The 24,873-nt window shown below is 35.5% G+C and carries 23 protein-coding genes and 1 tRNA gene; 12 read left to right on the top strand and 12 right to left on the bottom strand.

Translation table 11 applies throughout. The annotated features are described in order from the left end of the window. The first annotated feature begins 21 nt into the window (after positions 1 to 21). The 4 genes from QOX03_RS01025 to QOX03_RS01040 all read left to right on the top strand — a co-directional run bounded on the left by QOX03_RS01025 (position 22) and on the right by QOX03_RS01040 (position 3,270). Entirely contained in the window at positions 22 to 1,911 is a 1,890-nt protein-coding gene (locus tag QOX03_RS01025; RefSeq protein ID WP_283671140.1) for a SulP family inorganic anion transporter, read from the top strand. Positions 1,912 to 2,025: 114 nt separating this feature from the next. Beyond that, on the top strand, positions 2,026 to 2,664 hold the full coding sequence (locus tag QOX03_RS01030) for a peroxiredoxin (protein WP_283671141.1): 639 nt from the start codon (positions 2,026 to 2,028) through the stop codon (positions 2,662 to 2,664). 56 nt (positions 2,665 to 2,720) lie between these two features. Then, a complete protein-coding gene (locus QOX03_RS01035) occupies positions 2,721 to 3,032 on the top strand; it encodes a thioredoxin family protein (RefSeq protein WP_283671142.1) in 312 nt (103 codons plus the stop codon). Beyond that, positions 3,013 to 3,270, top strand: a complete 258-nt coding sequence (locus QOX03_RS01040; protein WP_283671143.1) for a DUF6952 family protein — start codon at positions 3,013 to 3,015, stop codon at positions 3,268 to 3,270. Before QOX03_RS01035 ends, QOX03_RS01040 begins: the two co-directional genes overlap by 20 nt. Positions 3,271 to 3,409: 139 nt before the next feature. Here the strand turns inward: QOX03_RS01040 and QOX03_RS01045 are convergent, their stop codons facing one another. The 6 genes from QOX03_RS01045 to QOX03_RS01070 form a co-directional block, all read right to left on the bottom strand. Then, the gene (locus QOX03_RS01045) at positions 3,410 to 4,450 is read right to left on the bottom strand and encodes a dipeptide epimerase (protein ID WP_283671144.1); all 1,041 of its coding nucleotides are present in this window, start codon (positions 4,448 to 4,450) and stop codon (positions 3,410 to 3,412) included. Between the two features lie 119 nt (positions 4,451 to 4,569). Beyond that, entirely contained in the window at positions 4,570 to 5,136 is a 567-nt protein-coding gene (efp, locus tag QOX03_RS01050) for an elongation factor P (RefSeq protein WP_119057111.1), read from the bottom strand. A gap of 15 nt (positions 5,137 to 5,151) precedes the next feature. Further along, on the bottom strand, positions 5,152 to 5,940 hold the full coding sequence (gene lpxA, locus QOX03_RS01055) for an acyl-ACP--UDP-N-acetylglucosamine O-acyltransferase (protein ID WP_283671145.1): 789 nt from the start codon (positions 5,938 to 5,940) through the stop codon (positions 5,152 to 5,154). A gap of 8 nt (positions 5,941 to 5,948) precedes the next feature. Then, the gene (locus tag QOX03_RS01060) at positions 5,949 to 7,349 is read right to left on the bottom strand and encodes a bifunctional UDP-3-O-[3-hydroxymyristoyl] N-acetylglucosamine deacetylase/3-hydroxyacyl-ACP dehydratase (protein ID WP_283671146.1); all 1,401 of its coding nucleotides are present in this window, start codon (positions 7,347 to 7,349) and stop codon (positions 5,949 to 5,951) included. Beyond that, a complete protein-coding gene (gene lpxD, locus QOX03_RS01065) occupies positions 7,339 to 8,379 on the bottom strand; it encodes a UDP-3-O-(3-hydroxymyristoyl)glucosamine N-acyltransferase (protein WP_283671147.1) in 1,041 nt (346 codons plus the stop codon). The genes QOX03_RS01060 and lpxD overlap by 11 nt, the downstream gene beginning before the upstream one ends. 39 nt (positions 8,380 to 8,418) lie before the next feature. Beyond that, positions 8,419 to 9,669, bottom strand: coding sequence for an HD domain-containing protein (locus QOX03_RS01070; protein ID WP_283671148.1), 1,251 nt, complete (start codon positions 9,667 to 9,669; stop codon positions 8,419 to 8,421). Between the two features lie 76 nt (positions 9,670 to 9,745). On the opposite strand from QOX03_RS01070, the gene porX reads away from it, so the two are divergent. From porX to murI, 7 genes are all read left to right on the top strand, one after another. Beyond that, positions 9,746 to 11,287, top strand: coding sequence for a T9SS response regulator signal transducer PorX (porX, locus tag QOX03_RS01075; RefSeq protein ID WP_283671149.1), 1,542 nt, complete (start codon positions 9,746 to 9,748; stop codon positions 11,285 to 11,287). A 321-nt stretch (positions 11,288 to 11,608) separates the two neighbouring features. After that, positions 11,609 to 13,087, top strand: coding sequence for an ankyrin repeat domain-containing protein (locus tag QOX03_RS01080; protein WP_283671150.1), 1,479 nt, complete (start codon positions 11,609 to 11,611; stop codon positions 13,085 to 13,087). Positions 13,088 to 13,090: 3 nt separating this feature from the next. After that, positions 13,091 to 13,588, top strand: coding sequence for a DUF2271 domain-containing protein (locus QOX03_RS01085; protein WP_283671151.1), 498 nt, complete (start codon positions 13,091 to 13,093; stop codon positions 13,586 to 13,588). A gap of 3 nt (positions 13,589 to 13,591) precedes the next feature. After that, the gene (locus QOX03_RS01090; RefSeq protein ID WP_283671152.1) at positions 13,592 to 15,757 is read left to right on the top strand and encodes a PepSY domain-containing protein; all 2,166 of its coding nucleotides are present in this window, start codon (positions 13,592 to 13,594) and stop codon (positions 15,755 to 15,757) included. Between the two features lie 261 nt (positions 15,758 to 16,018). After that, positions 16,019 to 16,666, top strand: coding sequence for an endonuclease III (nth, locus tag QOX03_RS01095; RefSeq protein WP_283671153.1), 648 nt, complete (start codon positions 16,019 to 16,021; stop codon positions 16,664 to 16,666). Positions 16,667 to 16,740: 74 nt separating this feature from the next. Beyond that, positions 16,741 to 17,865, top strand: a complete 1,125-nt coding sequence (hemW, locus tag QOX03_RS01100) for a radical SAM family heme chaperone HemW (protein WP_283671154.1) — start codon at positions 16,741 to 16,743, stop codon at positions 17,863 to 17,865. 9 nt (positions 17,866 to 17,874) lie between these two features. Then, positions 17,875 to 18,672 (top strand): glutamate racemase, encoded by a 798-nt coding sequence (gene murI / locus QOX03_RS01105; protein WP_283671155.1) that lies wholly within the window; start codon positions 17,875 to 17,877, stop codon positions 18,670 to 18,672. 47 nt (positions 18,673 to 18,719) lie between these two features. Here murI and QOX03_RS01110 read toward each other — a convergent pair whose 3' ends face one another. Beyond that, entirely contained in the window at positions 18,720 to 19,850 is a 1,131-nt protein-coding gene (locus tag QOX03_RS01110; RefSeq protein ID WP_283671156.1) for a porin family protein, read from the bottom strand. A gap of 363 nt (positions 19,851 to 20,213) precedes the next feature. On the opposite strand from QOX03_RS01110, the gene QOX03_RS01115 reads away from it, so the two are divergent. Then, on the top strand, positions 20,214 to 20,594 hold the full coding sequence (locus QOX03_RS01115) for a hypothetical protein (RefSeq protein ID WP_283671157.1): 381 nt from the start codon (positions 20,214 to 20,216) through the stop codon (positions 20,592 to 20,594). A gap of 534 nt (positions 20,595 to 21,128) precedes the next feature. Here the strand turns inward: QOX03_RS01115 and QOX03_RS01120 are convergent. From QOX03_RS01120 to QOX03_RS01140, 5 genes are all read right to left on the bottom strand, one after another. Next, positions 21,129 to 21,202: transfer RNA gene (locus QOX03_RS01120), tRNA-Ala, on the bottom strand. A 50-nt stretch (positions 21,203 to 21,252) separates the two neighbouring features. Continuing rightward, complete coding sequence (hemL, locus tag QOX03_RS01125; RefSeq protein ID WP_283671158.1) at positions 21,253 to 22,533, bottom strand: glutamate-1-semialdehyde 2,1-aminomutase; 1,281 nt, start codon at positions 22,531 to 22,533, stop codon at positions 21,253 to 21,255. Then, a complete protein-coding gene (locus QOX03_RS01130) occupies positions 22,533 to 23,579 on the bottom strand; it encodes a glucosaminidase domain-containing protein (RefSeq protein WP_283671159.1) in 1,047 nt (348 codons plus the stop codon). Before QOX03_RS01130 ends, hemL begins: the two co-directional genes overlap by 1 nt. Next, positions 23,576 to 24,499, bottom strand: coding sequence for a 1-aminocyclopropane-1-carboxylate deaminase/D-cysteine desulfhydrase (locus QOX03_RS01135; RefSeq protein WP_283671160.1), 924 nt, complete (start codon positions 24,497 to 24,499; stop codon positions 23,576 to 23,578). Before QOX03_RS01135 ends, QOX03_RS01130 begins: the two co-directional genes overlap by 4 nt. Next, positions 24,477 to 24,869 carry a DUF6973 domain-containing protein gene (locus tag QOX03_RS01140; protein WP_283671161.1) on the bottom strand — a complete coding sequence of 131 codons (393 nt, stop codon included), beginning with the start codon at positions 24,867 to 24,869 and terminating at the stop codon, positions 24,477 to 24,479. The genes QOX03_RS01135 and QOX03_RS01140 overlap by 23 nt, the downstream gene beginning before the upstream one ends. Positions 24,870 to 24,873 lie beyond the last annotated feature (4 nt).

A 24,873-nucleotide genomic window follows, 5' to 3' on the forward strand; every position in this document is an offset into this window, starting at 1 on the left:
AAATAAAAAAACCAAACTTTTATGTTCAAGAATTTATTTAACTTTAATTTTAAACATTTCAAAGGAGACCTTTTTGGTGGAATCACTGGAGGTATCGTGGCCTTGCCATTGGCTTTAGCATTCGGGGTAAGTTCAGGTTTAGGCCCATCGGCAGGACTTTACGGGGCGATATTTCTAGCTTTTTTTGCTGCTTTATTTGGTGGGACAAAAACACAAATCTCTGGCCCAACGGCACCAATGACGGCAGTCTCTATGGTGATTATAGCAGGAATTATTGGAGCAAATGAAGGCGATGTAGAAAAAGCCATGCCTGGAATCTTAACGGTTTTTTTATTAGCGGGGTTGATTCAAATTTTAATGGGATTTCTAGGGCTTGGGAAATATATTAAATATATCCCATACCCTGTTGTTTCAGGATTTATGACAGCGATAGGCGTAATTATCATTATCACACAATTGCTACCAATGATGGGATATTACCCCAAAGAAGACCAAGACTTTGTAAACGAATTTCGCTCAAAAGCTGAAGCAGTTTTGCTAAAAGGTATTTTAGAAGAAGAGGCGGGTGAAGATATTCTAGTTTTAGAAGATTTCAAAAAAACAGTGGAGCGAGCTGATCAAATTTCAGAAATTGAGATTCTGGCAGAGGCTAAAACCTTGGCAGGGAATGAAGCTTCTGGCGTTGTGGGGGCAGTTAAAATGTTGCCTAGAGCTATTCAAAAAATCAATTTATTAGAATTAGCACTAGCTTTAGGAACAGTAATTATCATCTACGGGTTTAAAAAAATTACCACGGTGATTCCCTCTAATTTAGTAGCTCTAATCGTGATGACGCTTGTTGCATTGATTTTTAAATTAGACTATAGACCGATTGAAGAAATTCCTAGTGGGTTCCCCATGCCCAATTTTGGAATCATTACCGAATTTGATTTAGGAATAGTAACACCTTATATTTTTACAGCATTAACTTTAGCCTTGCTAGGCTCCATTGATTCTTTGCTCACAAGTGTAGTGGCAGATAATATGACAAAAACCAAACATCAGCCAAATCAAGAGTTAGTCGGGCAAGGAATTGGAAATGGTGTCGCTGCATTTTTTGGAGGTTTACCAGGAGCTGGCGCAACAATACGAACAGTGGTGAACATCAATGCAGGAGGGAAAACAAGACTCTCTGGGATGTTTGCTGGGGTTTTGTTGCTAGTCGTTTCAGTCGCCTTAGGGCCAGTCGCATCTAAGATTCCTGCTGCTGTTTTAGCTGGAATTTTAATAACTGTCGGGGTAGGAGTGATGGATTACAAAGGACTGAAAGCAATCCCGAACATTCCAAAAGATGTGAAAATAGGCTCTATAAAATTCAGTATGGAAGTACTAATTATGATTATAGTATTGCTACTTTCTACATTTTGGAATTTAGTGAACGCTGTGGGAATCGGTTTAGTCATAGCTTCTCTCATGTTTATGAAGAAAATGGGTGATTTTACAGCTCAAAGCTCTAGCATTACTGCACTCAAAAATTTAGCTTTGGAAGACCAATGGGCAGATGAGCTTCATTTCCCAGAAAAACTTAAAGAAGAAGTTTTCATCAAGCACCTAAACGGTCCTGTATTTTTTGGGAACACGGGTGATATAAAAGCTTTGTCTGAAGACCTACCAGAAACCACACAATGCCTAGTAATTCTTATGGATAACGTCCCTTACTTAGACCAAAGCGGTGTCTACACATTTGAAGATATTTTATTGGAAATGAATCAAAAAAATATAATCACGCTTTTGGTCGGGGTAAATAAACAGCCAGAATATTTGATGCAAAGCATCGGCATTATACCAAATTTAATTTCAGAAGATTACTTATTTGATGATTTTAAATCTTGCCTCTACTGGATAGAAAAAAACATTGAAGATACACATTAACTATAAAATTTATTTATCAATTATAAGTTTAATCATTAGAAATAATTATATGGCAAAATCTTTAGCATTATCTTTGCGGTATAAAAGTTAAACAAACAAAAAAATTAAAAAAATATGTCTAACGTAGGTAAAAAATTCCCAAATCTTTCTGTTAACGCTATGGATGAAATGGGCGACACATTCAGACTTAATGTGTTAGAAAAAGCAATAAAAAATAACAAAAAAGTACTACTATTTTGGTACCCAAAAGACTTCACATTCGTTTGCCCGACAGAACTTCATGCATTTCAAGAAGCCTTACCAGAATTTGAAAAAAGAAATACACTAGTGATTGGAGCATCTTGCGATACCGCAGAAGTTCATTTCGCTTGGCTAAACACCCCAAAAGATCAAGGTGGGATTCAAGGCGTGACCTATCCTATCTTAGCAGATAGCAATAGAAATCTAGCTTCGCTACTTAATATTCTTGATTTGACCGAAGGTGAATACCACGAGGAAACAGATTCTTACATCGTAGATGGAGATAACGTAACTTATCGCGCAACCTATTTGATTGATGAGCAAGGGCGCGTATTCCACGAGAGCATCAATGATATGCCTTTAGGACGAAACGTAAAAGAATATTTGAGAATGATAGATGCATACACACACGTTCAGCAGCACGGTGAAGTCTGCCCAGCCAACTGGGAAGAAGGCAAAGATGCGATGAGCGCTGATAGAAAAGGCATCGCAGATTATTTAAAATCTCACTAAATTTTAAAAACAGAAAAGGCACTTCTGATGAGCCTTTTTCTCAAAATTAAATAAAAATGAAAGAGTTAGAACAAGATAATTTACAGGAAATTATAAACGAAAACGAATTGGTATTCGTTCAATACGGAGCTGGGTGGTGCGGAAATTGCAAAATCATGAAACCAAAATTTAAGAAATTTGCACAAGAAACTGAAAGTGCAACCTTTTACTATGTAGACGCAGAGAAATTCCCAGAGTCTAGGAAATTAGCTACCGTAGATAATTTGCCAACTTTTGCAGCATTCAGAAGCGGTAAAGTTGTAAATCAAATCCAAACCAACAAGGCCGAACAGCTAAAAGCATTGATAGATGAGGTTACCGCTAATTAAACATATAACCAATTTCATCGATGAAAATGATCAAGATTACGTCAATGAAACCATCGAAACGCTAGAAAACCTAATAGAAAGCGATAATCTAAAAGATGAAGAATTAGACGTCTTAGGTGAAATTTTATCAAACCTGTATGGCGCAGTCGAAGTAGATAATATGGTGAAAAAAGGTGAATCTAAAAAAGAAGCCTTAAATAACTTTATGAAGCGCGTCACAGGCTCAATTGATAAATAAAAATGAATAAAAAAGGCAGTTTTTTGTAAGAAAAACTGCCTAAATTTTTCTAAGCCTTAAAAAAAACATATTCAAATCACTGAAATGGAATTTTTTGTTTTCTCTATTTTAGGAAAGATTCAAATTTCACCAAAATTTTCTAAAGGCTTAAAAAATCTTTTTTCTCTAGACCTAGTCCAACACCAGCGGAGATGACTTTCCCATCCTCCAATTTCAGCCCAGTAAATGGGTCGTTTGAAATAAGGAAATGCCCATCTAAATCAACCCAATCTGCCAAAGCTGAAAGCTGTGCTGCTGCTGAAACGCCACAAGAAGTTTCTGTCATTACACCCATCATTTTTTTCAAACCGAGCGCTTCTGCAACATAGAGCATCTTTTGCGCTTCTCTGATGCCCGTGCTTTTCATCAATTTGACGTTAACTCCAGAAAAAACACCTTTGAGTTTATAAAGATCTTGCAGCCGCTGAACGGATTCGTCTGCAATAATGGGTAGCGGACTATTTTCGGTCAGCCAAGCAGTTTCATCAATGAATTTTTTGTGCATAGGTTGCTCCACAAAGATAACTCCATTTTCATTCATCCAGTGAATCATTTCTAGCGCCGATTCTTTTTCTTCCCAATCTTGATTGGCATCTACGCATAAATCTCCTGAAAAAACTTGGCGTACATTTTCTATCATTGACTGGTAATTAGATTTCCCCACTTTGATTTTCAGAAGTTTAAAATCTCTCTGGTGCTCTCGTGTTTTCTCTTGTACGACTTGCGGCTCATCAATACCAATTGTATAACTTGTTGGCGGTGTTTGCCAAATATCGTAGCCCAAAAGTTGATGTAATGGCTGATTGAGAATTTTACCCTTCAAATCATGTAGAGCAATGTCTACAGCCGCTTTTGCCGCAGTATTTCCTGGCTCGGTCTCGTCAACATAGGTTAGAATCTCATCTAGCAAAAAAGGATTAGAAAATTGAGAAATTTTTAAAGCCTTATAAAATTTTGTAGCCGTTTCTATCGACTCGCCTAGGTAGGGTGGCATAGATGCTTCACCATAGCCCGTGTAGCCCTCCCATTCTAATTTCACCAGCATTGCTGGCGTTTGTTTTCTTGAAAAATTAGAAATAGAAAACGTATGTCTAAGTTCAACGATGTACGGAATAAACGAAAATTGAATACTTTGAGCCATAAAATTAAATTAATTATACTAATGCATAAAGTTATTGCCCGTTTCATGAAAAGATATGATTAATTCTTCACTAATTTTTTTAAGCCTTAAAAAAAATAGAGCAATTTCTTTTGATAGAATTAAGATTTTATTCTTTCCTGATAGGAACCATCTTCTGTACTGATTCTAATTTTGTCTCCTTCATTGATGAAAAGCGGAACCTTAACCTCTGCTCCAGTTTCTAAAGTTGCTGGTTTGGTAGCGTTAGTTGCTGTATCACCCTTTACACCAGGCTCTGTGTGGGCAACCTCCAATATTACGTGCGCTGGGAGCTCTGCAGAAAGTGGCGTTTCATCATCTGCTCTGAAAACGATGGTCACTTCTTCACCGTTTTTCATAAATCCAGGGTTTTCTATCATTCCTTTGTTGATATAAACTTGAGAATAATCATCATTGTTCATAAAATGATAACCATGGTCGTCTTCATATAGATATTGGTACGTTCTTGTTTCTACACGTACATCATCAATTTTGTGTCCAGCAGAAAATGTATTTTCTAAAACTTTTCCGTTGGTAACGCTTTTTAATTTTGTTCTCACAAAAGCAGGTCCTTTCCCTGGCTTCACATGTAGGAATTCGATGATTTTATACGTATCATTATTGAATTCTATACACATTCCTTTTTTAATGTCTGATGTTGTTGCCATATCCGTTGTTTTTTTTTAAAAATTATTTGTATTATATCCTCTCATTATACCTCTCTGCGACTCTCGGATGAAAGTTAGAATTTCGTCTCGCTCTGGTGTTGCTTCCATTTCTGCTTCTATAATTTCTAAAGCTTGAGCAGTATTGTAGTTTTTTTGATATAAAATTCTGTAAATGTCTTGAATTTCCCTGATTTGTTCTGAGCTAAATCCTCTTCGCCTCAAACCTACCGAATTGATTCCCATATAAGAGAGTGGTTCACGAGCCGCTTTGACAAAAGGGGGAACGTCTTTTCTTACCAATGACCCGCCGGTAACAAAGGCGTGACTCCCAACCGTGCAAAACTGATGTACCGCTGTCATTCCCGCCATGATGGCAAAATCTCCTACGCTCACATGGCCAGCCAAGGTTGTATTATTAGAAAAAATACAATTATTCCCTACGATGCAATCATGTGCGATGTGCGAGTAAGCCATGATTAAACAGTTGTTGCCAATCATCGTTTTCATACGATCAGCAGTTCCTTTGTTGATGGTCACACATTCGCGAATTGTTGTGTTATCACCGATTATTACTATAGATTTTTCACCTCGGTATTTCAAATCTTGTGGGATTGCAGAAACAACAGCTCCAGGGAAAATTTTACAATTTTTACCGATTCTTGCTCCATCTAAAATACTGACGTTCGGGCCAATCCAAGTTCCTTCGCCAATTGAGACATTTTTAGAAATCGTTGTAAAGGGTTCTACCACTACATTTTCTGCAAGTTTGGCATCGGGGTGGATGTAAGCTAAAGGCTGATTCATAATTTTTTCTAAACTTCTTTTTTATTTTTAATTAATTGTGCCATGAGTTCTGCTTCTGCTACGATGCTATCGCCCACATAAGCATAGCCTTGCATGTGAACGATTCCACGGCGAACAGGCTCAATTAATTCAACTTTAAAAATCATTGTATCCCCAGGCACTACTTTTTTCTTGAATTTCACGTTATCAATTTTGACGAAATAAGTGGAGTAATTCTCTGGGTCTGGGACACTACTCAGAAACAGAATTCCACCTGCCTGTGCCATAGCTTCTACTTGCAAAACACCAGGCATTACTGGCTCTTCTGGGAAATGACCGACAAAAAAAGGTTCGTTCATGGTAACATTTTTGATGCCAATTACCGTTTTTTCATCAATACTCATGATTTTATCTACCAACAAAAATGGTGGGCGATGTGGTAGTAGTTCCATAATTTTATTGATGTCGTAGACAGGCTCTGCACTGGTGTCAATAGCAGGGACATTTTTTCGTTGTGCTATTTTGATCTGTTTACTCAGTTTTTTTGCAAATTGCGTATTAATCAAGTGGCCAGGTTTATTGGCAATGATTTTTGCTTTTAACTTCATGCCAACCAACGCCAAATCGCCAATTACGTCTAGAAGTTTATGGCGAGCAGCTTCGTTAGGGTAATGTAAGGTTAAATTATCTAAAATTCCATTCGGGCGAATGGAGACGCTTTCTTGGTTAAAAGCTATTTTGAGTTTTTCTTCCGTTTCGGGTGTTATTTCTTTATCTACGTAGACGATAGCATTGTTTATATCCCCTCCTTTAATGAGCCCAGCGTTTAGAAGTTGTTCCAATTCATGCAAAAAACTAAACGTTCTTGCATTGGCAATTTCTTTTTTAAAATCGGCTAAATTTTTCAGTGTAGCATTTTGCGTACCTAAAACTTTAGTTCCGAAATCTACCATAGAAGTCACTTGGTAGGTATCTGAGGGTATTGCTGTAATTTCAGAACCAGTTTCAGGGTCAGAGAAAGTAACAATTTCTTTTATTTCAAAATATTCCCGTTCAGCTTCTTGCTCTACGATTCCTGCTTTTTCTATGGCTTCTACAAAATATTTTGCAGAGCCATCCATGATAGGAGGTTCAGCACTATTTAGTTCAATAATAGCGTTATCTATATCCATCCCAGTAAGAGCAGCAAGAATGTGCTCCGTTGTATTGATTTTTACTCCCTTTTTTTCTAAAATCGTTCCTCTATCGGTAAAAGTCACAAAATTGGCATCAGCTTCAACTCTTGGGCTACCCTCTAAATCGGTTCTCACAAAAACAAATCCTGCGTCTTCTTTCGCTGGTTTTAAAGTCATTATTACTTCTTCCCCAGTGTGCAAGCCAACACCGTTTAAAGTAATTTCAGAAGCTAAGGTTTTTTGCTTATCCGCCATGATTTTCTTTTTTAATTAATTTTTCTAATTTATCAATCCTTTGAACAATTTTACTGAAATTTTTGAAATGCACATAAGATTTCCTAAAATCCATGGCAGAAAAAGCTGGTGAGCCATACAATTTTTCTCCATCTTTCACATCATGGTTTACTCCGCTCTGTGCCTGCACCTGAATTTTATTTCCAATTTTCAAATGCCCAGTGACACCTACTTGCCCACCAATCATATTGTGGTTGCCTATTTTGGTAGAACCCGCTACGCCACTCTGTGCCGCAATCACGTTGTGACGTCCAATTTCAACATTATGAGCTATTTGAATTTGATTATCTAATTTTGTTCCTTCTTTTATGAGGGTAGAACCCATTGTCGCTCGGTCTATTGTAGAACAAGCTCCGATTTCCACATCGTTCTCTATGATGACGTTTCCCAGCTGTGGAACTTTTTTAAAAACGCCATTTTCATCTGGTTGGTAGCCAAAACCTTCGCAGCCAATTACACTATTGGACTGAATAATTACATTTCTACCAATTTTTATGTTTTCGTAAATTTTTACTCCAGGATAAATGATGGTATTATCCCCAATTTCCACATTTTCGCCAATATAAACTTGTGGATAAATTTTTACATTTTCTCCTATTTTAACTCCAGAACTTATCACGCTAAACTCTCCCAAATAAAATCCTTTCTCTTTGATTTGAGCGTTTTCAGCTATGGATGTAGGTTGCATAATGCCATTTTTTTTGGGTTGTAGAGACTCATACATTTGCAGAAGTTGTGTGATGGCTTGGTATGCATCTTCTACAATGATGAAAGTTTTCCCCGTAGTCACTTCTTTTTTAAATTTCTTAGAAATGATAATTACCTGAGAATTAGTTTCTTTAAGGAAGTGTGAATACTTATCATTTCCAAGAAAGGTCAACTCCTGTGGTTTTGCTTCTTGAATTCTCCCAAAACCACTCACTGGCTGCTCGGGTTCACCTACAATTTGTCCATTTATCAAATCAGCAATTTGTTGCGCTGTAAATTCCATACTACAAAAGTAGAAAAATAAATGCTTTCTAAGAGCTATTTAAATTTCAACAAAATATTTATTTTTTTTAAGCCTTAATAATTTTTCTTGATTCCAAGAGCAAAAATGATGTTTTACTGTCTTCAGGTACAGCGGCTGCGTCAAAATTTGCTTGGGAGACTCTGCAATATCCATACACTGCTTCTTCTTGTTCAGCAATAAAATCGGATGACTTTCTTTATTATATGGCGTTACGCTCATCTCAGTATCATGTACAAAATAGGAAGAAGAGCCAGCCCCTAAGAGCTTTTCGCACAGTTGCACCTGTTTTTCAATTTCCTCTTTTGGAATTTTTTGATTATAAATTTCTGCTTTCGGTAATTTTCTTTGGATAATTGATTTGGCTAAAATTGATAAAATCTCATCTTCTTGATTTTGCCACTGCTTGAGAGCAAATAGAATATCATTATCATCCAAATCCACAAAAGCATTAATGTCATTAAAATCAAAATCATCTTTCTTTTGTCTGCTCAAGAAATATTCTAAGGCAGGTGTCGCTGGTAGTTTCTCACCATTTTGAGCTAACTCTTGCGCTCTACGAAATGCCTGAGTCAGGTAAATTTCCGCAGCCAAAGAAGTTTTGTGCATATAGACTTGCCAGTACATAAACATGCGAGAAATCAAAAATTTCTCTACCGAATAAATTCCTTTTTCGTCGATGACTAATCGATTCTCATGCACATTTAGCATAGAAATGATTCGATCTGAATTGATGTTTCCCTCTGCAACACCGCTAAAGAAGCTATCTCTTTTCAGATAATCCAGCCGATCTATATCTAACTGGCTGGCAATTAATTCATTTAAAAAATAGCGGGGGTATTTTCCTGTGAAAATTTCAATCGCTAGATTCAGGCGTCCACCCGTTTCGGTATTCAAATAATGCATTAATTGAAGAGAAATCTGCTCGTGAGAAACGTCCTTGACAATCGTACGCTCTAGCGTATGCGAGAAGGGCCCATGACCAATGTCGTGCAGCAAAATCGCAATGTAAACCGCTTGCTCTTCCTCGGGAGAAATTTCTACATTTTTAAGCCGCAAAGTCTGAACTGCCTTTTGCATCAGATTCAGGCAACCCAATGCGTGCAAAAAACGAGAATGCGTACAGCCTGGGTAGACATATTGAGTTAAACCCGTTTGTGAAATCCTCCTGAGTCTTTGAAAATATTTGTGCTCGATTAAATCAAAAATAATTCCATTGGGAATCGTTATAAAACCATACAACGGGTCATTAAAAATCTTGAACTTGTTCAATGGACTTGATATTAGGTTTAAATTAATTTAAATTTGGCTATAAATTTGGTGACAAAAGTAAAAATTAAAAACATTTATGAAAATTCTTTGGATTGATGATGAAATTGAATTACTCAAAGCTCACATTCTATTTTTAGAGAAAAAAGGTTACCAAGCCATTCCTATAAATAATGCTACAGATGCCTTAGACTTACTGAAGACTGAAAGTTTTTCCGCCGTTTTGATTGATGAAAACATGCCAGGCATCGGTGGTTTAGACGCTCTAAAACTCATCAAAGAAATCCACCCTTACCTCCCCGTGGTTATGGTCACCAAAAACGAAGAAGAGAGTTTGATGGAAGAAGCTATTGGCTCTCAAATATCTGATTATCTGATAAAACCAGTCAATCCTAATCAAATTTTATTAAGCCTTAAAAAAATTCTGAGCAGCACACAGCTCATTACCGAAAAATCCATTGCCAATTATCAGCAAGAGTTTAGAAATATTTCTATAAACTTGATGAATGCATGCGATGACAAAGATTGGGTAGCTCTTTACCAAAACTTAGTGCAATGGGAAATGCAGCTAGAAAATATTGAAGACCCTCATATGCTCGAAATTTTGAGTAATCAAAAGGCAGAGGCGAATCAACAGTTTGCTAAATTTGTAGAAAAAAATTATCATAATTGGCTACATGAAAAAGATGCTCCGATTTTATCTCACAGCGTTTTTCAAAAAAGAATTTCACCACAAATAAAACCACAAGAGAAGGTGCTTTTGCTGTTGATTGATAACCTACGGCTCGACCAATGGAAGGCAATTCAGCCGCTTTTCACGGAATTTTGTAATATCAAAAAAGAAGAATTATACTACAGCATTTTACCCTCTTCCACGCAATACGCCAGAAACGCCTTTTTCAGCGGAATGATGCCGCTCGAGATTGAAAAAAAATTCCCCCAATATTGGAAAAATGATAATGAAGAAGGTAATAAAAATGAGTTTGAAGAGCAACTGTTGCAAGCACAGCTGAAGCGTTTAAACCAAAATCAATTGAAATTTAAATATTATAAAATTTTAAATACCTCTTTTTCTAAAAAAGTTTTTGATGAATTTTCTCAATTCAAAAAAAATGACCTAACGGTGATCGTTTACAACTTTATCGATATCCTTTCCCATGCTAAAACTGATAACAAAATCGTGAGCGAAATGATTCGTGATGATAAAACTTATCGCTCCATGACACGTAATTTCTTTGAAAACAGTTATTTAATGAAAACGCTGAAGTTAGCCGCTGCCGAGGGAATGAAAATCATATTGACGACAGATCACGGGACTATTTTTGTGAAGAATCCAATTAAAGTCGTGGGCGACCGAGAAACCAGCACCAATCTCCGTTACAAGCTCGGACGCCACTTGCAGTTTGATGAAAATGATGTCTTCGCTATAGAGCAGCCCGAGGACTATTTTTTACCCAAAGTCAATGTATCATCCAAATATATTTTTGCAAAAGAAAATACTTTTTTAGCTTATCCCAAAAACTACAATTATTACGTCAATTATTACAAAAACACCTATCAGCACGGGGGAATATCGATGGAAGAAATGATAATTCCGCTTGTAGAAATGCAAGGTAAATAATTTTTTTTAAGGCTTAGAAAATTTTGGTATAATTTATTTTAAAAACTAATCACAAAGTTGATAAAATAAGATTTCAATCCTTTTTCGGTATTTTTTTGATATTCAATCAAAACTATTTTGCAATTTGGCTCAAGTTTATCTGTCATTTTACTATTTTTTTTTGGAAATCAATTTGTTAGGTTAAATTTGATGTTTTGATAAACTCTTTTATAATGTACAACGGGTGGTTTAAAACGTTAATATAATATCAAATTTTAATTTAGATTTCGTCTAAACAGAAATTATAAATACTTTTGTTTTAATCATTCTAAATAAATTAAAATGAAATACTTTTCTTATATTTTTTTGTTCATGATTCTAATGATGAACCGTGTTCAATCGCAAAACAATCTACTGCTGAGCGATGATTTTTGGTCAGCTCAACCTGATTTAAATCAAGTGAAACAAGCCGTCACCAACGGGAATAATCCTTCAGCGCAAAACAATCGCGGATTTGATGCAACAACTTATGCCATTTTAAACAATGCAGATGTTTCCATTATTGATTTTCTATTGCAACAAGACGGCAATAGTGTAGATAAAAAAACGCATGATGGCAGAATTTACTTGCTTTGGGCAGGGAGTAAAGGTAATATTCCATTAATTGAATATTTGATTGAAAAAGGCTCTGACGTGATGGCGGTAGAAGATAAAGGCAATAATTTGGTGACTTATACAGCGGTGAGAGGCGTTACAAACCCTGCTGTTTATACCACTTTCAAGCAACATGGTGTACCTCTTTCTATTCAAAATACCAAAGGTGCCCACGCTCTTCTGCTTTTGGCTCCAGCAGTGAAGCAAGTTGCGGATTTGAATTTTCTATTAAAAGAAAAAGATATTCAACTCACAGATACAGATAAAGACGGGAACAATATCTTTCTATACACTGCGACTTCTGGAAACATACCGATGTTGAAAGACTTAATTCAACACAAAATCAATCCGTTACATGAAAATCTTCAAAAAGAAAATGCAATGTTTTTTGCGGCTCAAGGGCAGAAAAGAAGCTTTAATAATATTGAAGTTTTTGAATTTTTGAAAAGTATAGGCGTTCCTACCCGTGTGAGCAATAAAAACAATGAAACACCCTTGCACAAGCTGGCTTCAAGAAATAATCATATCAATATTTATGAATTTTTCATCAATCAAGGCGTGGATGCCAACCAAAAAGATAAGAACGGAAATCCAGCTATTTTCTATGCTGTGCAAGGAAATAATAATTCGGTAGCAAAATTCTTATTAAATGATTTTCAAAACATTAACGAAACTAATGCCTACGGAGAAACATTGATGACTAAAGCAATTGCTGGCGGGAATGCTGATATTTTTGATGCTTTGATACAGAAAAACATAGATTTAAAACATTTGAACCAAAAAGGTGAAAGTTATCTTTATACCCTGTTTCAATCTTATAATCCCCAAAACCAAAAATTCTTTGAAAAAGCTTTTAATGTATTCAAAAATGCAGGAATTTCAGCTTCATCTGCTCAGCTAAGCCTGTTCCATATTGCGGTAGAAAAAAATAGTTTATTTTTACTGCACAAAGCACAGGAAATCAGCCAAGACATTAATCAAAAAAATGAAAAAGGTTTCTCTCCACTCCAATTGGCTGCTATGCAGGTAGATGATGTTCAGTTTATGAAAGATTTAATCGCTTTCGGAGCTGATAAAAATGTACGTACAGATTTTGATGAAAGCGTACTGGATTTGGCTTCTGAAAATGAAAAATTACAAGGGCAGGATTTAACTTTTTTAAATTAAACAATGATGAGAAAAAAATATATTATAATCACTTTACTTATCGGATTTTTTATAAGCTTTTTGAATTTTACCACATTCAGTACAGAAACTTACAAATGCATGATTCAAATGACGAATTACAATGGTGAAGGTGCATATGTAGCTGTTTCTGTGCTAGATAGTAAAAACAATTATGTAGAGACTTTGAAGCTTTTTGGCGATGACGATGAATGGTATAAAGGGCTCGAAGCATGGTATCCTTACTACAAAAAGAATAAAAGAATTGTGAATGTAGATGCTATTTCTGGCGAAACATTGAGTGGCGGAGAAAGAGCTACTTTTCAACTCAAAATTCCACAAAAATACTTAGACAAAAACTATCAGCTCCGTTTTGAAACAGCTGTAGAAGAGCAATCTTACAAGAAAAATGATGTGCTGATTGTTCCGCTCAATGCAAAAAATTTAAACGGGAAATATAATGGCTCTGGCTACATCCGCTATGTACGCCTTGCCAAATCATAAGCAATGAATTGGTATTGGCGACTGGCACATTTATGGTTAGCCTTGGTGAGTGCTGTGTTTCTGTTTTTGCTGGCAGCCACAGGGTTTATTTTGTCTTTTGAACCTTTTGTAGAAAAAACACAATTTACTGAAGCTCAAATTGATGATCAGCTAACTTTAGCTGAATTGCTTCCTCGCTTGAATGAAAAATTTGACGAAATTTTAGAAATTCAAGTCGATGCCTACCAGCGTTTAAGCATTGAAGCTCTAGGAGCAGAAGATAAAATGGTTGGGAGAGTTTACATTAACCCTAATTCACTGGAAATCATAGCCGAAGTGCCTAAGTCTAACGTATTTTTTCAGTGGGTAAGGCAATTTCATCGTTCGTTTATGCTCAAAAGTACTGGGAGATGGCTGGTTGGCATCACTTCTATTTTTCTAGTTCTCATCAGTATTTCTGGTATTTTTGTAACCGCTAGGAGACAACAAGGCTGGGGAAATTTTTTCAAACCAATTAAACCGACCAATTTTACTACATTTTCCCACATTTTCTTGGGCAGATATATGCTAATTCCGTTGTTTTTCATTGCATTAACGGGAAGTATTTTATTTCTTTTTAGAGCTGAATTTTTTAATGAAAACAAAACAGAAATCATTACTTTTTCACCTGATAATTCTACCGAAAAAGATTTAAAAGATTTTGCGTATTTTAATCAAGCCTTAAAAAATTTTCAAAAAATTGAATTTCCGTTTAGTGCAGACCCAGATGAATTTTATACACTTCATTTAGCTGATAAAGTTTTGGAAGTCAATGCTTTTAGTGGGGAAATTCAGCAAGAGATTTATTTTTCTAATCACAAAAAGCTAAAAGATTTCAGTTACTTTTTGCATACAGGCGAAGGGAGTTGGTGGATTCCTATTTTTCTGATTTTGGGTTCATTGAGCATTTTATATTTTATTTATTCAGGCTTGAAAATGGCCTCTAAAAGACTGATGAAATCTAAAAACCAATGGCTTGCAGAGGATGCCGAAATCGTGATTTTATATGGCAGCGAAAATGGTGCTACACAGCGGTTTGCGATGAATTTTTTCAAGGCTCTAGTAGAGAAGAAGCAAAAAGTTTTCATTGCCACGATGAATGAATTGCAGAATTTCCCTAAGCTGAAACAATTGATAATCATGACGTCAACTTATGGCGATGGTGAAGCTCCCAATAATGCCCATAAATTCACCGAAAAATTTCAACAATATATACAGAATCAAACTTTTGAATATAGCATTGTGGGATTCGGGGCAAGAGAATATGCACAATTTTGTCAATTTGCTAAGGATTGTGATGCTTTGCTGAATAAATCTAAAGCAAATTGCTTAATTCCAAGTGTTTATATTCATAATCAATCTAAAATAGAATTTCAATCTTGGTGGAATTTATGGTCAGGGAAAAATCATTTAGAAATGCCTTTTCAGACCTATTTCAAAATGAAAGAAATTGAACGAAAATCCTTCAAAATTGAACAAAAAGAGATTGTAAATGATGGATTTTCTACGGTTTTCAACTTAATTTTGAATCCTATTGATACTCTATCTTTTGAATCTGGCGATTTATTAGCGGTTTTTGCTTCGCCCAATGCGAGAGAACGCTATTATAGCATCGCGAAAATCAATCATCGCATTTTAATTAGTATAAAATTGCATGAGAAAGGTCTGTGTAGCCGATATTTATACCAACTAAAAGTAGGCGAAACTTTGCAGGCTTATATCAAAAAGAATGAAGCTTTTCATTTCCCAAAACATCAAAAATTAATGCTTTTGATTGCTAACGGAACAGGCATTACACCCTTTTTGGGCATGATGCAACAAAATCCTGCAAATAAAGTGCATTTATTGGCTGGATTTAGAAATATAAAACATTTTTCTTTATACGGAAAATATCTTTTAATTACCGAAGATGAAAATGTAACACTTTGTTTTTCAAGGGAAAAAGAAGTAAAAAGATATGTGCAAGATATTGTAAATCAACAAGCCGATAAAATCGTTTTGAATTTAATCAACGGTGGTGAAATTATGGTTTGTGGAAGTTTGAAAATGTATTATTCTGTGATGAAAATTTTAGATCAAAATCTGAAAAAACAAGGTTTATCTGCCTATCATTTCGTTGAAAAAAAACAAATTAAGCATGACTGTTATTAAGTTGATTCTGATTTTAATAATTATTTTTTAAGCCTTAAAAAATTCAGTATAATTTTTCTGCTCATATTGCCCAAAAATTATTAAATCTTCTGGCATCAGTTTAATAATGGAAAGCGTTTTTTCTATAATATCAACCGCTTTTTTTGAAATAGTTGATTCACAGCTTCATGATGAAAACTCCCTAGCCCGCCCTGAATTGCAATTTTTTGTTTCACAAAACTTAAATTTGCATCAATATTAAAAAAATAAATTCACCTAGGAATGACAAAAGCAGAAAAAGTTCAGTTTGTGATAGATACATTGGAAGAAATTTACCCAAACCCGCCCATTGCGCTGGAGCATCAAGATCCTTATACACTTTTGGTTGCCGTGGCTCTTTCTGCTCAAACTACTGATAAAAAGGTGAACGAAATCACTCCTCGCCTTTTTGCTGTGGCAGATTCGCCTAAGAAAATGGCAAATTTGGAAGTTGAGGAAATTAAAAATTTAATTCAAGGAATCGGGCTAACTAATTCTAAAGCTAAGAACTTGAAAATCATGGCAGAACAATTGATTCATGATTTTGATGGAATCGTTCCGAATGATATACAAAAATTGGAAACTTTGGCAGGAGTTGGGCACAAAACGGCTTCTGTAGTGATGGCTCAAGCTTTTGGTGTCCCAGCATTCCCAGTAGATACGCATATTCACAGACTGATGTGGCGTTGGAATTTAAGTAACGGGAAAAATGTGGTGCAAACCGAAATGGATGCTAAAAGGTTGTTTCCTAAGCATTTATGGAATAAATTGCATTTACAAATCATTTGGTATGGGCGAGAATATTCGCCAGCGAGAGGTTACCGATTAGAAAAAGACATCATTACTCAAAAAATCGGTAGAAAAAGTTTTGTAGATGAGATAAGCAGATAATTTGAAAGATTACAATTAAATCTCTCAGAGAATCCTAACTTTGTCTTTCAAAAGAAGAAAAAAGCAACTTTAGTATGTCTTCGGTTTATATTCACATTCCTTTTTGCAAACAAAAATGCAGCTACTGTAATTTCCATTTTTCTACCCAAACCAAGGAGCGAGGGGAATTTCTAAAGGCTTTAGAAAAAGAGATTTTCCTGAGGAGAAATGAAATTCAAACACCACTAGAGACGCTTTATTTCGGCGGCGGAACACCCTCTATTTTAAATCCAGAAGAGTGGCAAAAAATTTTTAAAGCCTTAAAAAAAAATTTCCAAATTTCTGAAAACGCAGAGATTACCATAGAAGCAAATCCCGATGATGTCTCGGTGGAATTTTTACAAGGCTTAGAAAATACGCCAATCAATCGGTTCAGTCTTGGCGTTCAATCATTTTTTGAAGAAGATTTAAAATTGATGAATCGGGCTCATTCTGCTCAGCAAGCTCAAGAAGCTATTCGTTTAATTCAAGATTTTGGTTATCAAAATATGACGATAGATTTAATCTATGGTTCGCCTACAACGACAAATGAAGTATGGGAAAAAAATATTGAAATCTTTTTAACACTCAACATTCCACATCTATCGGCTTATGCACTGACTGTTGAACCTAGAACAGCTTTAGCACACAAGATCAAGACGGGGAAGTGGTCGAAAGTTGATGAAAATCAACAGAAATCACAATTTGATTTCTTGGTGAAAATCTTACTAGAAAATAATTATACTCATTATGAAATCAGTAATTTCGGCTTAGCGGGATTTGAATCTCGGCATAATTCCAATTATTGGAAGAGTAGAAAATATCTTGGCTTAGGCCCTTCAGCACATTCCTTTAATGGGAAACAACGTGCTTGGAATGTGGCTAATAACCAGAAATATATTCGAGCACTGCAAGAGAATACACTTCCTCTTGAAATTGAAGAATTGACGGAAGAGAACCGAATAAATGAGCTCACAATGATTGGGCTAAGAACAAGTTACGGGGTTGATTTAGATGAAGTTAATAGCCAGTTTTCATCAAGTGTTTTAGCGGAATGGCACGAGAATTTGGAGCGATTAATACAGAAAAACTACATTGAGCAAAAGGAAAATCGAATTTTTCTAAATCCAGAATTTCGATTTTTTGCTGATGGAATCGCCGCAGAAATGTTTATTGTTTAAATTTGTAGCATGATAGATTCTCGCCCCATTGGTATTTTTGATTCAGGCGTAGGTGGGTTAAGCATCGCTAAAGAAATTAAAAACTTTTGCCCGCAAGAGAATATAATCTATTTTGGAGATACGAAGCATTTGCCTTATGGGCAAAAATCTGCGCAAGCAATCAAAGAATATAGTCAAAAGGCTACACGATTTTTACTAGAACAAGATTGTAAAATTATTGTTGTAGCCTGTAATTCAGCCTCGGCGAATGCATTGAAAGAAATTAAAAATTTAGCTCGGGAGAGGAAGATAAAAGTCATTGACGTTATAACTCCGGTAGCAGAGAAAGTAGCCTTTGGTTTTGATCAGCAGGTGGGTGTGATTGCTACGCAGGCAACGGTAAATGCAAAAATGTATACCCGAAAAATTAGAAGGTTTAATAAGCATATTCAAGTTTATGAGCTAGCGACGCCGCTTCTAGTGCCGATGATAGAGGAGGGGTTGAGTAAATCAGATATATCTAAGCAGTTAATTAACAGGTATTTATCTCGCAAGAAAATGCAAAATATTGATACAATAATTCTAGGCTGTACGCATTATTCATTTATTCAGAGATGGGTAGACTCTTTCTACGAAGGGAGGATTAAAATCATCAACTCTCCATTAATTGTAGCGAATGAACTTAAAATATTTTTAGAAGAAAATAGAATGCAAGCAGAGAAATCTACTCAAGATTATTTTTGGGTTTCTGATTTAACTCTCAATTACACTAAGTTTGCCAAAAGAATTTTTAATAAACAGATTCAAATAAAATTAATAAAAATATGAATAATATCTCTAAATCTTTAAATTTTTTTTAAGGCTTTAAAAATTTTTCAATAATTAAACTGAAGCTGAAAGATAAATGAATCTTCGTTGGGAGTGAAATTCATATTTTTATTCTTATAGCGATTAAATTTTGCTCCAAAGCTGACCTTTAAACTATTATTTTCTTCAAACAAAAAAGAAAGAAAAGGTGTGTGTGTGATTTGGTGATTGTTCAATTTTTGAATTGCATTCACATCCTCATAGCGATAAGAAAATTCTAAAGCTTTGAGGAAATCTTGCCGTGTATCGTAGTGAAAAAGTGAAGTCACGTACCAATTTTGAAACTGATAATTATCTACCGTTGATTTGTCAACCCCCTGATTCTTAATTTCTTTCATGTTGTGTCCTTTAGCGTACTGGCTTTCGGTGATGAATTTGAGTTGCTTAGCAAGTTGATGTTCAGTTTGTAGATCAAATGTGAAGACTCGCGTTGGCTTACCTTTGTATTTAGTCGTAGCGTAGTTAGCTCCCAGTGTAAATCCTTTTAAAACTTCATATTCTAGGCGTGTTGAGAAATTTTTGTAGGCATCGTCATCAGCGGGTTTATTTTTCCCATTTCCGTTGTAAGCATTAAAGTAGTATTTTAGAGGGATGCTTCCTAAATGAATTTCCCCGTACAATGAGGCGCCAATCTGGAAGCTTTGCCAGTGGCTAGCGCCCATCAGCAGGTAAGAATTGGTGCGGTAATCAGACTTTTGATTCTGTGCAATATAAGTGTTTTCTACACCGAAATAAGGCCTAAATTGCCCAAACCGAAAATTGAGGTAAGGGCTATGCTTGTAAGTTACCGAAGCAATTTCTAAAACCCTATTTTTCAAATTGTTATGTTTGAAATCGGCTAAATTGAACAAAAAATTTGCTTGCCATTTTGGATTCAAATGAAAAGTACCGTTCAATCGTGCATAGCGAAGCGAAAAGTCATTGTTGCTTTCAGCATCAGGCCTGTATTTGCCACCTGCATCAGTGTCTTTAGATAGTCCATAATTGTAATTTCCTACGAAGAAAAAGCCGATTTTATGTTTTCTAGATTGGAGCAAAGAATTCTCAGAATTAGAAGGATTTTCTTTGATTTGAGCTTGGAGAAGAGCAGGGAATGAAATTAAAAATAAAGCTTTCTGAAAGGAGAAAAAATATTTCATACAATGATTTTGTGAACACAAAGTTAAAATCAAAAAGATGAAATTAATAACGTTTGTGCATGATTTGAATCAACAAACTGAGCTAGAAATTTTTTAAGCCTTTATAAATTCCACTCTTTTGCTACATTTGAGACAAGAAAATCAATGCAATTTTTTTAAAAAAATTATTTGCCTATTTTTAACTCATACACTAAAACTTATTCGTTATGAAATACTTGAACTTTTTATCTTATATTTCATTTGTTTTTTTATTAATAATATCTTCTTGTTCCGATGATGACGATGCTATAAGAGAAACTACCAAAGAAGACATTATGGCTACCTTTAAATACTGTAGTTTTGAATTTTAATTAAAAAAACTAAATGAAAGGTTTAATATATTTTATTATAAGTCTATTGTTAATTTTTTCTTGTTCAAAAAAAAATAATGAAGAAAAAGATTATCCAAAACTCACAGAAAAAGAGGCATTGATAGGTTTTCAATATTTAGAATTAAAAGATACCGTTTATGTATTCAATAGTTCTAAAGCAAGAGAAGAAGGTGTTTCAGACAAAATAATTAATGTTTTCTTAAGAGATGTGGATGGGGCAAATGCTTATCTTAAAAAAGAACTTGGTGATTTTTATAATAATAAAGATTCAGTTGATTATTATATGCTAAGATTAATGAATTTTCAAAAAATAAATGAAAATAATATCCATTCTGATAAGGATAGTATTTATAAAGAGATTAGACTTAAATAAAAACTAAAAAAACCTTTACTACCTCCCTTTCCAAATTCAGAAGATGCAGGATTTTCAAAGAATATTTTTTCATTATTCTGCTCTAAATTCATTATTGCTTTTCGGTGTGTGTTGTATAATTTTCTATCCTCTGGATTAGCCTCATACTAACCTTTTAGCAACTTTTTTTCGTGTCGTAATGCTGTATATTCAGCCTTTGGCACAATTATACTTCCCTCATCTTTCACTTGTTGCAATATTTCTTCTCTTACTTCCTGCTTTGTTTGTACACTTGTATCATACCATAAATCAGCGAATTACAGAAGATAAAGAAAATTGTTTTCGAGGTCGGAAAAATTAGAATTTCAGCAAGTTACGAAACCTTTAGACTAAACCAAAGACAGTAAAAACTATGGTAAAAAGGCAGGTCGTGGAGTAGTATTAACCTCGTATTATTTTTTCTAGGTTGAGGCATTCCTAAAAACAAACTGAGCTAGAAATTTTTTAAGCCTTTATAAATTCACAAAGAAAGCTCAATCAAAAAGAGAGGAAAAGTGGAGAATACCGGAGTCGAACCGGTGACCTCTTGCATGCCATGCAAGCGCTCTAGCCAACTGAGCTAATCCCCCATCAAAAAATATAAGACTTCAAATTTAATAAATAAATTTTTAAAAAGACTTTAAATTTCAAATTTTTCTATAGCGCTCAAAGTTTTATCAATTTCCTTATCACTAATGGCTAATCCTACAAACCAAGTTTCAAATGAGCTAGGCGGTAGATAAATTCCTTCATCTAGCATATGATGATAAAACTTAATAAATGTAGGGTTATTTGCTGTCTTAGCCGATTCGAAATCTACAACTTTTACATCGGTAAAGAATATAGAAATCATAGACCCCACCATATTGATTTGGTGCTCAATGCCTTTTTGACTAAAAATGTCATTAATTCCCTCAGCAATGGCTAAAGTCGTACTGTCTAAATCATTAAAACACTCAGGGTGTTTGTAGAGAAGATCCAAAGTCACTAGCCCAGCACACATCGCTAATGGGTTGCCACTCAGAGTACCAGCTTGGTAGACTGGCCCGACTGGAGCTAAATAATCCATAATTTCACGGCGAGCAGCAAAAGCACCCACAGGAAGCCCGCCACCTATGATTTTACCAAAAGTTACAATATCAGCATCTACCTGGAAAAGTTCTTGAGCTCCGCCCATAGCTAGTCGAAAGCCAGTCATTACTTCATCAAAAATTAGTAAACTTTGATTTTCAGAACAAAGATTTTTTAAAGCCTTTAGAAAATTTTCTTTCGGAGGAATGCAACCCATATTTCCCGCAACAGGTTCGATGATGACGGCGGCAATTTGCTCTGGATTTTCTTGGAATAATCTTTGAACCGATTCTAAATCATTGTAATTTGCCATCAGTGTATCCTTGGCAGTACCTTGTGTAACGCCAGGGCTACTGGGTTTGCCAAATGTAGCTAATCCGCTTCCGGCATCAATCAAAAATGCATCAGAATGCCCATGATAGCAACCAGCAAATTTGATGATTTTTTCTCGCCCAGTAAAACCTCGCGCTAAGCGAATAGCACTCATGCAAGCCTCTGTTCCGGAATTCACAAAACGGACTTTATCAACGTTTGGCACCATCTTGATTACCTGATGAGCTATTTCCGTTTCTAACTCCGTCGGCGTGCCAAAAGAAGTTCCTTTCTCCACTTGGTTGATTAAAGCCTCGGTTACTTTGGGGTGAGCGTGCCCTAAAATCATCGGCCCCCAAGAGTTGATGTAATCTACAAACTTATTTCCATCGGCATCGTAAATATAGGCTCCTTTAGCTTTATCAATAAAAGGAGGCGTCCCGCCCACGGCTTTGAAGGCTCTTGCTGGTGAATTTACACCGCCAGGTAAAACATTTTGTGCTTCTTTGAAAAGTGCGCTGCTACGTTGGTATCTCATTATTGTTTTGGTTTTCGTCCTCTTAAATATAAAATGTCACCGGGCTGAGGTTCTTGACCTTTCTCCATCCGGTTTTTGTAATATAATTTACTTACTCTCATTGCGTGTTTTTGGGCAATGAGATACATCGTCTCGCCTGGTTTCACGGTGTGGTACTGCTCTTGCCCCCAGTTTTTTTTATGATTGAAAAATAGAAACTGACCAGCTTTTAAATCCTTTGGAGACTTTAACTCATTATAAAGCATTAAATTTTTCTGAGAAATATTGAATAAATCAGCAATCTTTTTGATGGTTTCACCAGTTTCTACTATAATGTAATCAAGATGGTTGGGGTGTTCTAAAATTCTATCTACAGGATTACTCGGGGTTGTACTTTCCTCAACAGTAAAGTTCTTGTTTGCTTCTTTTTCCTCTCTTTTAGCTTGAATTTCAGCTACTTTCACTGGGTTTTTAGGTAGGATTTCTTCGTAGCTAGGGTCAACAATTTTACGGCTGACTGGGCCATATAATTTCACCAATTGGTCATAAACATCTTGATTTGAAATTAAATCAAACTGATGCAAATGAAGTTTCTCAATTTTATTGATTAAAATATAAGCATAGCGAGGATTCGTTGCATAGCCAGCTTTTTTTAGTCCATGAGCCCAAGCTTTGTAATCCGTTAAATTTAATTCGAATAAATTTTTATAATAAGGTCTTTCAGCTAAAAACTTAGAATGATCTCGGTAGCTTTCCTCCACACTTGCATATTTGCGAAAGCACTCTCCTAGAGCATCATCATCATGAGTTATAGTTTCGCCAGTCCATTCAGTTTTACATTTAATCCCGAAGTGATTATTTGCTTGATTAGCAAGCTTCGATTGCCCGCCACCAGTCTCTAAAATCCCTTGTGCCAACGTAATACTGGCAGGGATTTTATAAATTTCCATTTCTTTTACTGCCAAGAGAGCATATCGCTGTACATAGTCAATATCTCGATCTTGAGCTAAAATAGACTTGCACCACGTGATAGCAAATAAGAAGTATAAAAAATATTTTTTTCTCATAATCTATTGACCCAATTACCCATTTTCGATTCCACACCAGAGATGCCTTGCAAGCCCCCAGTATGAATTGCCAACAATCTTGTACCAGGTTTAAAATAATTTTTTTCAATCAAATCAATTAGCCCATAAAACATCTTCGAAGTGTATAATGGGTCTAAAACAATTTCTGAACATTCATAAAATACTTGAGCAAAAGTAACTAAATCAGGAGGGATTTTCCCAAAACCTCCAAAATGATATGTGTTAATAAATTCATAATTCCTGAAATTAGTCCATTTTCCAATTTCATCTTTTAGGTAATTAGCATTTCTAAGTGCTGGGAAGCCTAATACTTTTCTCTGATTTTTTAAGCCTTGTAAAATTCCAGCCAAAGTACCACCAGAACCTACTGCCGTCGCGATGAAATCATAATCTAAAAAGCGTTCATCTACCATTTCTGTTACGCCCTTCACGCCCAGTTCATTACTGCCACCCTCTGGCACAATAAAAAAATTCCCCCAATGATTTTTTAAAGTCTTTATAAATTCTGGGTGATTTTTGCTCCTATACGCAGATCGACTCACAAAATCAAGTTTCATTCCTCTTTCTTGAGCATCTTTTAGTGTCACATTGAGTGGCTGCTTTGCCAATTCATCACCTCTGATGACGCCAATTGAATTAAATCCAAAAGTCTTGCCTGCGGCTGCTAGTGCCGAAATGTGATTAGAAAACGCCCCTCCGAAACTCAAAATAGTTTCAAACCCCAGCCGATGTGCCTCTAGAATATTGTATTTCAGTTTTCGTAGCTTATTCCCTTGAATGAGAGGGTGATTCATATCTTCTCTCAAAATGTCAAGCCCAATATTTCTCTCTTCCAGAAGCGGCATATTCACATTTTGAATGGGGCAAGGAGAAATGTTATGTAAGGCGGCTAAATTCATTTTTATATTTCAGGGCAATAAATTCCCAATCTTTTGATTTTTTGACATCTTTATAATGTTTTAAATAAATTTTTCGGCCTAATTCATTATTTTCCAAATCCATTTTTTGAGAAGCTGGTAAATTAGGGAAACACTGCTCGTGCAAATCGGTAATCTTTTTTGCCCAAAAAATTCTTTTTTTGGGAGTCTTAAGCCAAAAACGACTAAAGTCAGCCAAAAAAATATTCCATAAAACGTGTTTGTAAGCATTGGCTTCGCCTTCACCGTAATGACTATCTGCAAAATGGGCTTCTGCAGCGGCAGAGCAACGCAAAGTCGCCTTCACGCTCGGTAAAATCAGCCACGGATGCTTCAGTAATGTGAAGAACATCGCA

The sequence above is a fragment of the Candidatus Ornithobacterium hominis genome (genome assembly GCF_951229915.1).
In the GTDB taxonomy this organism is placed as follows: domain Bacteria; phylum Bacteroidota; class Bacteroidia; order Flavobacteriales; family Weeksellaceae; genus Ornithobacterium; species Ornithobacterium hominis.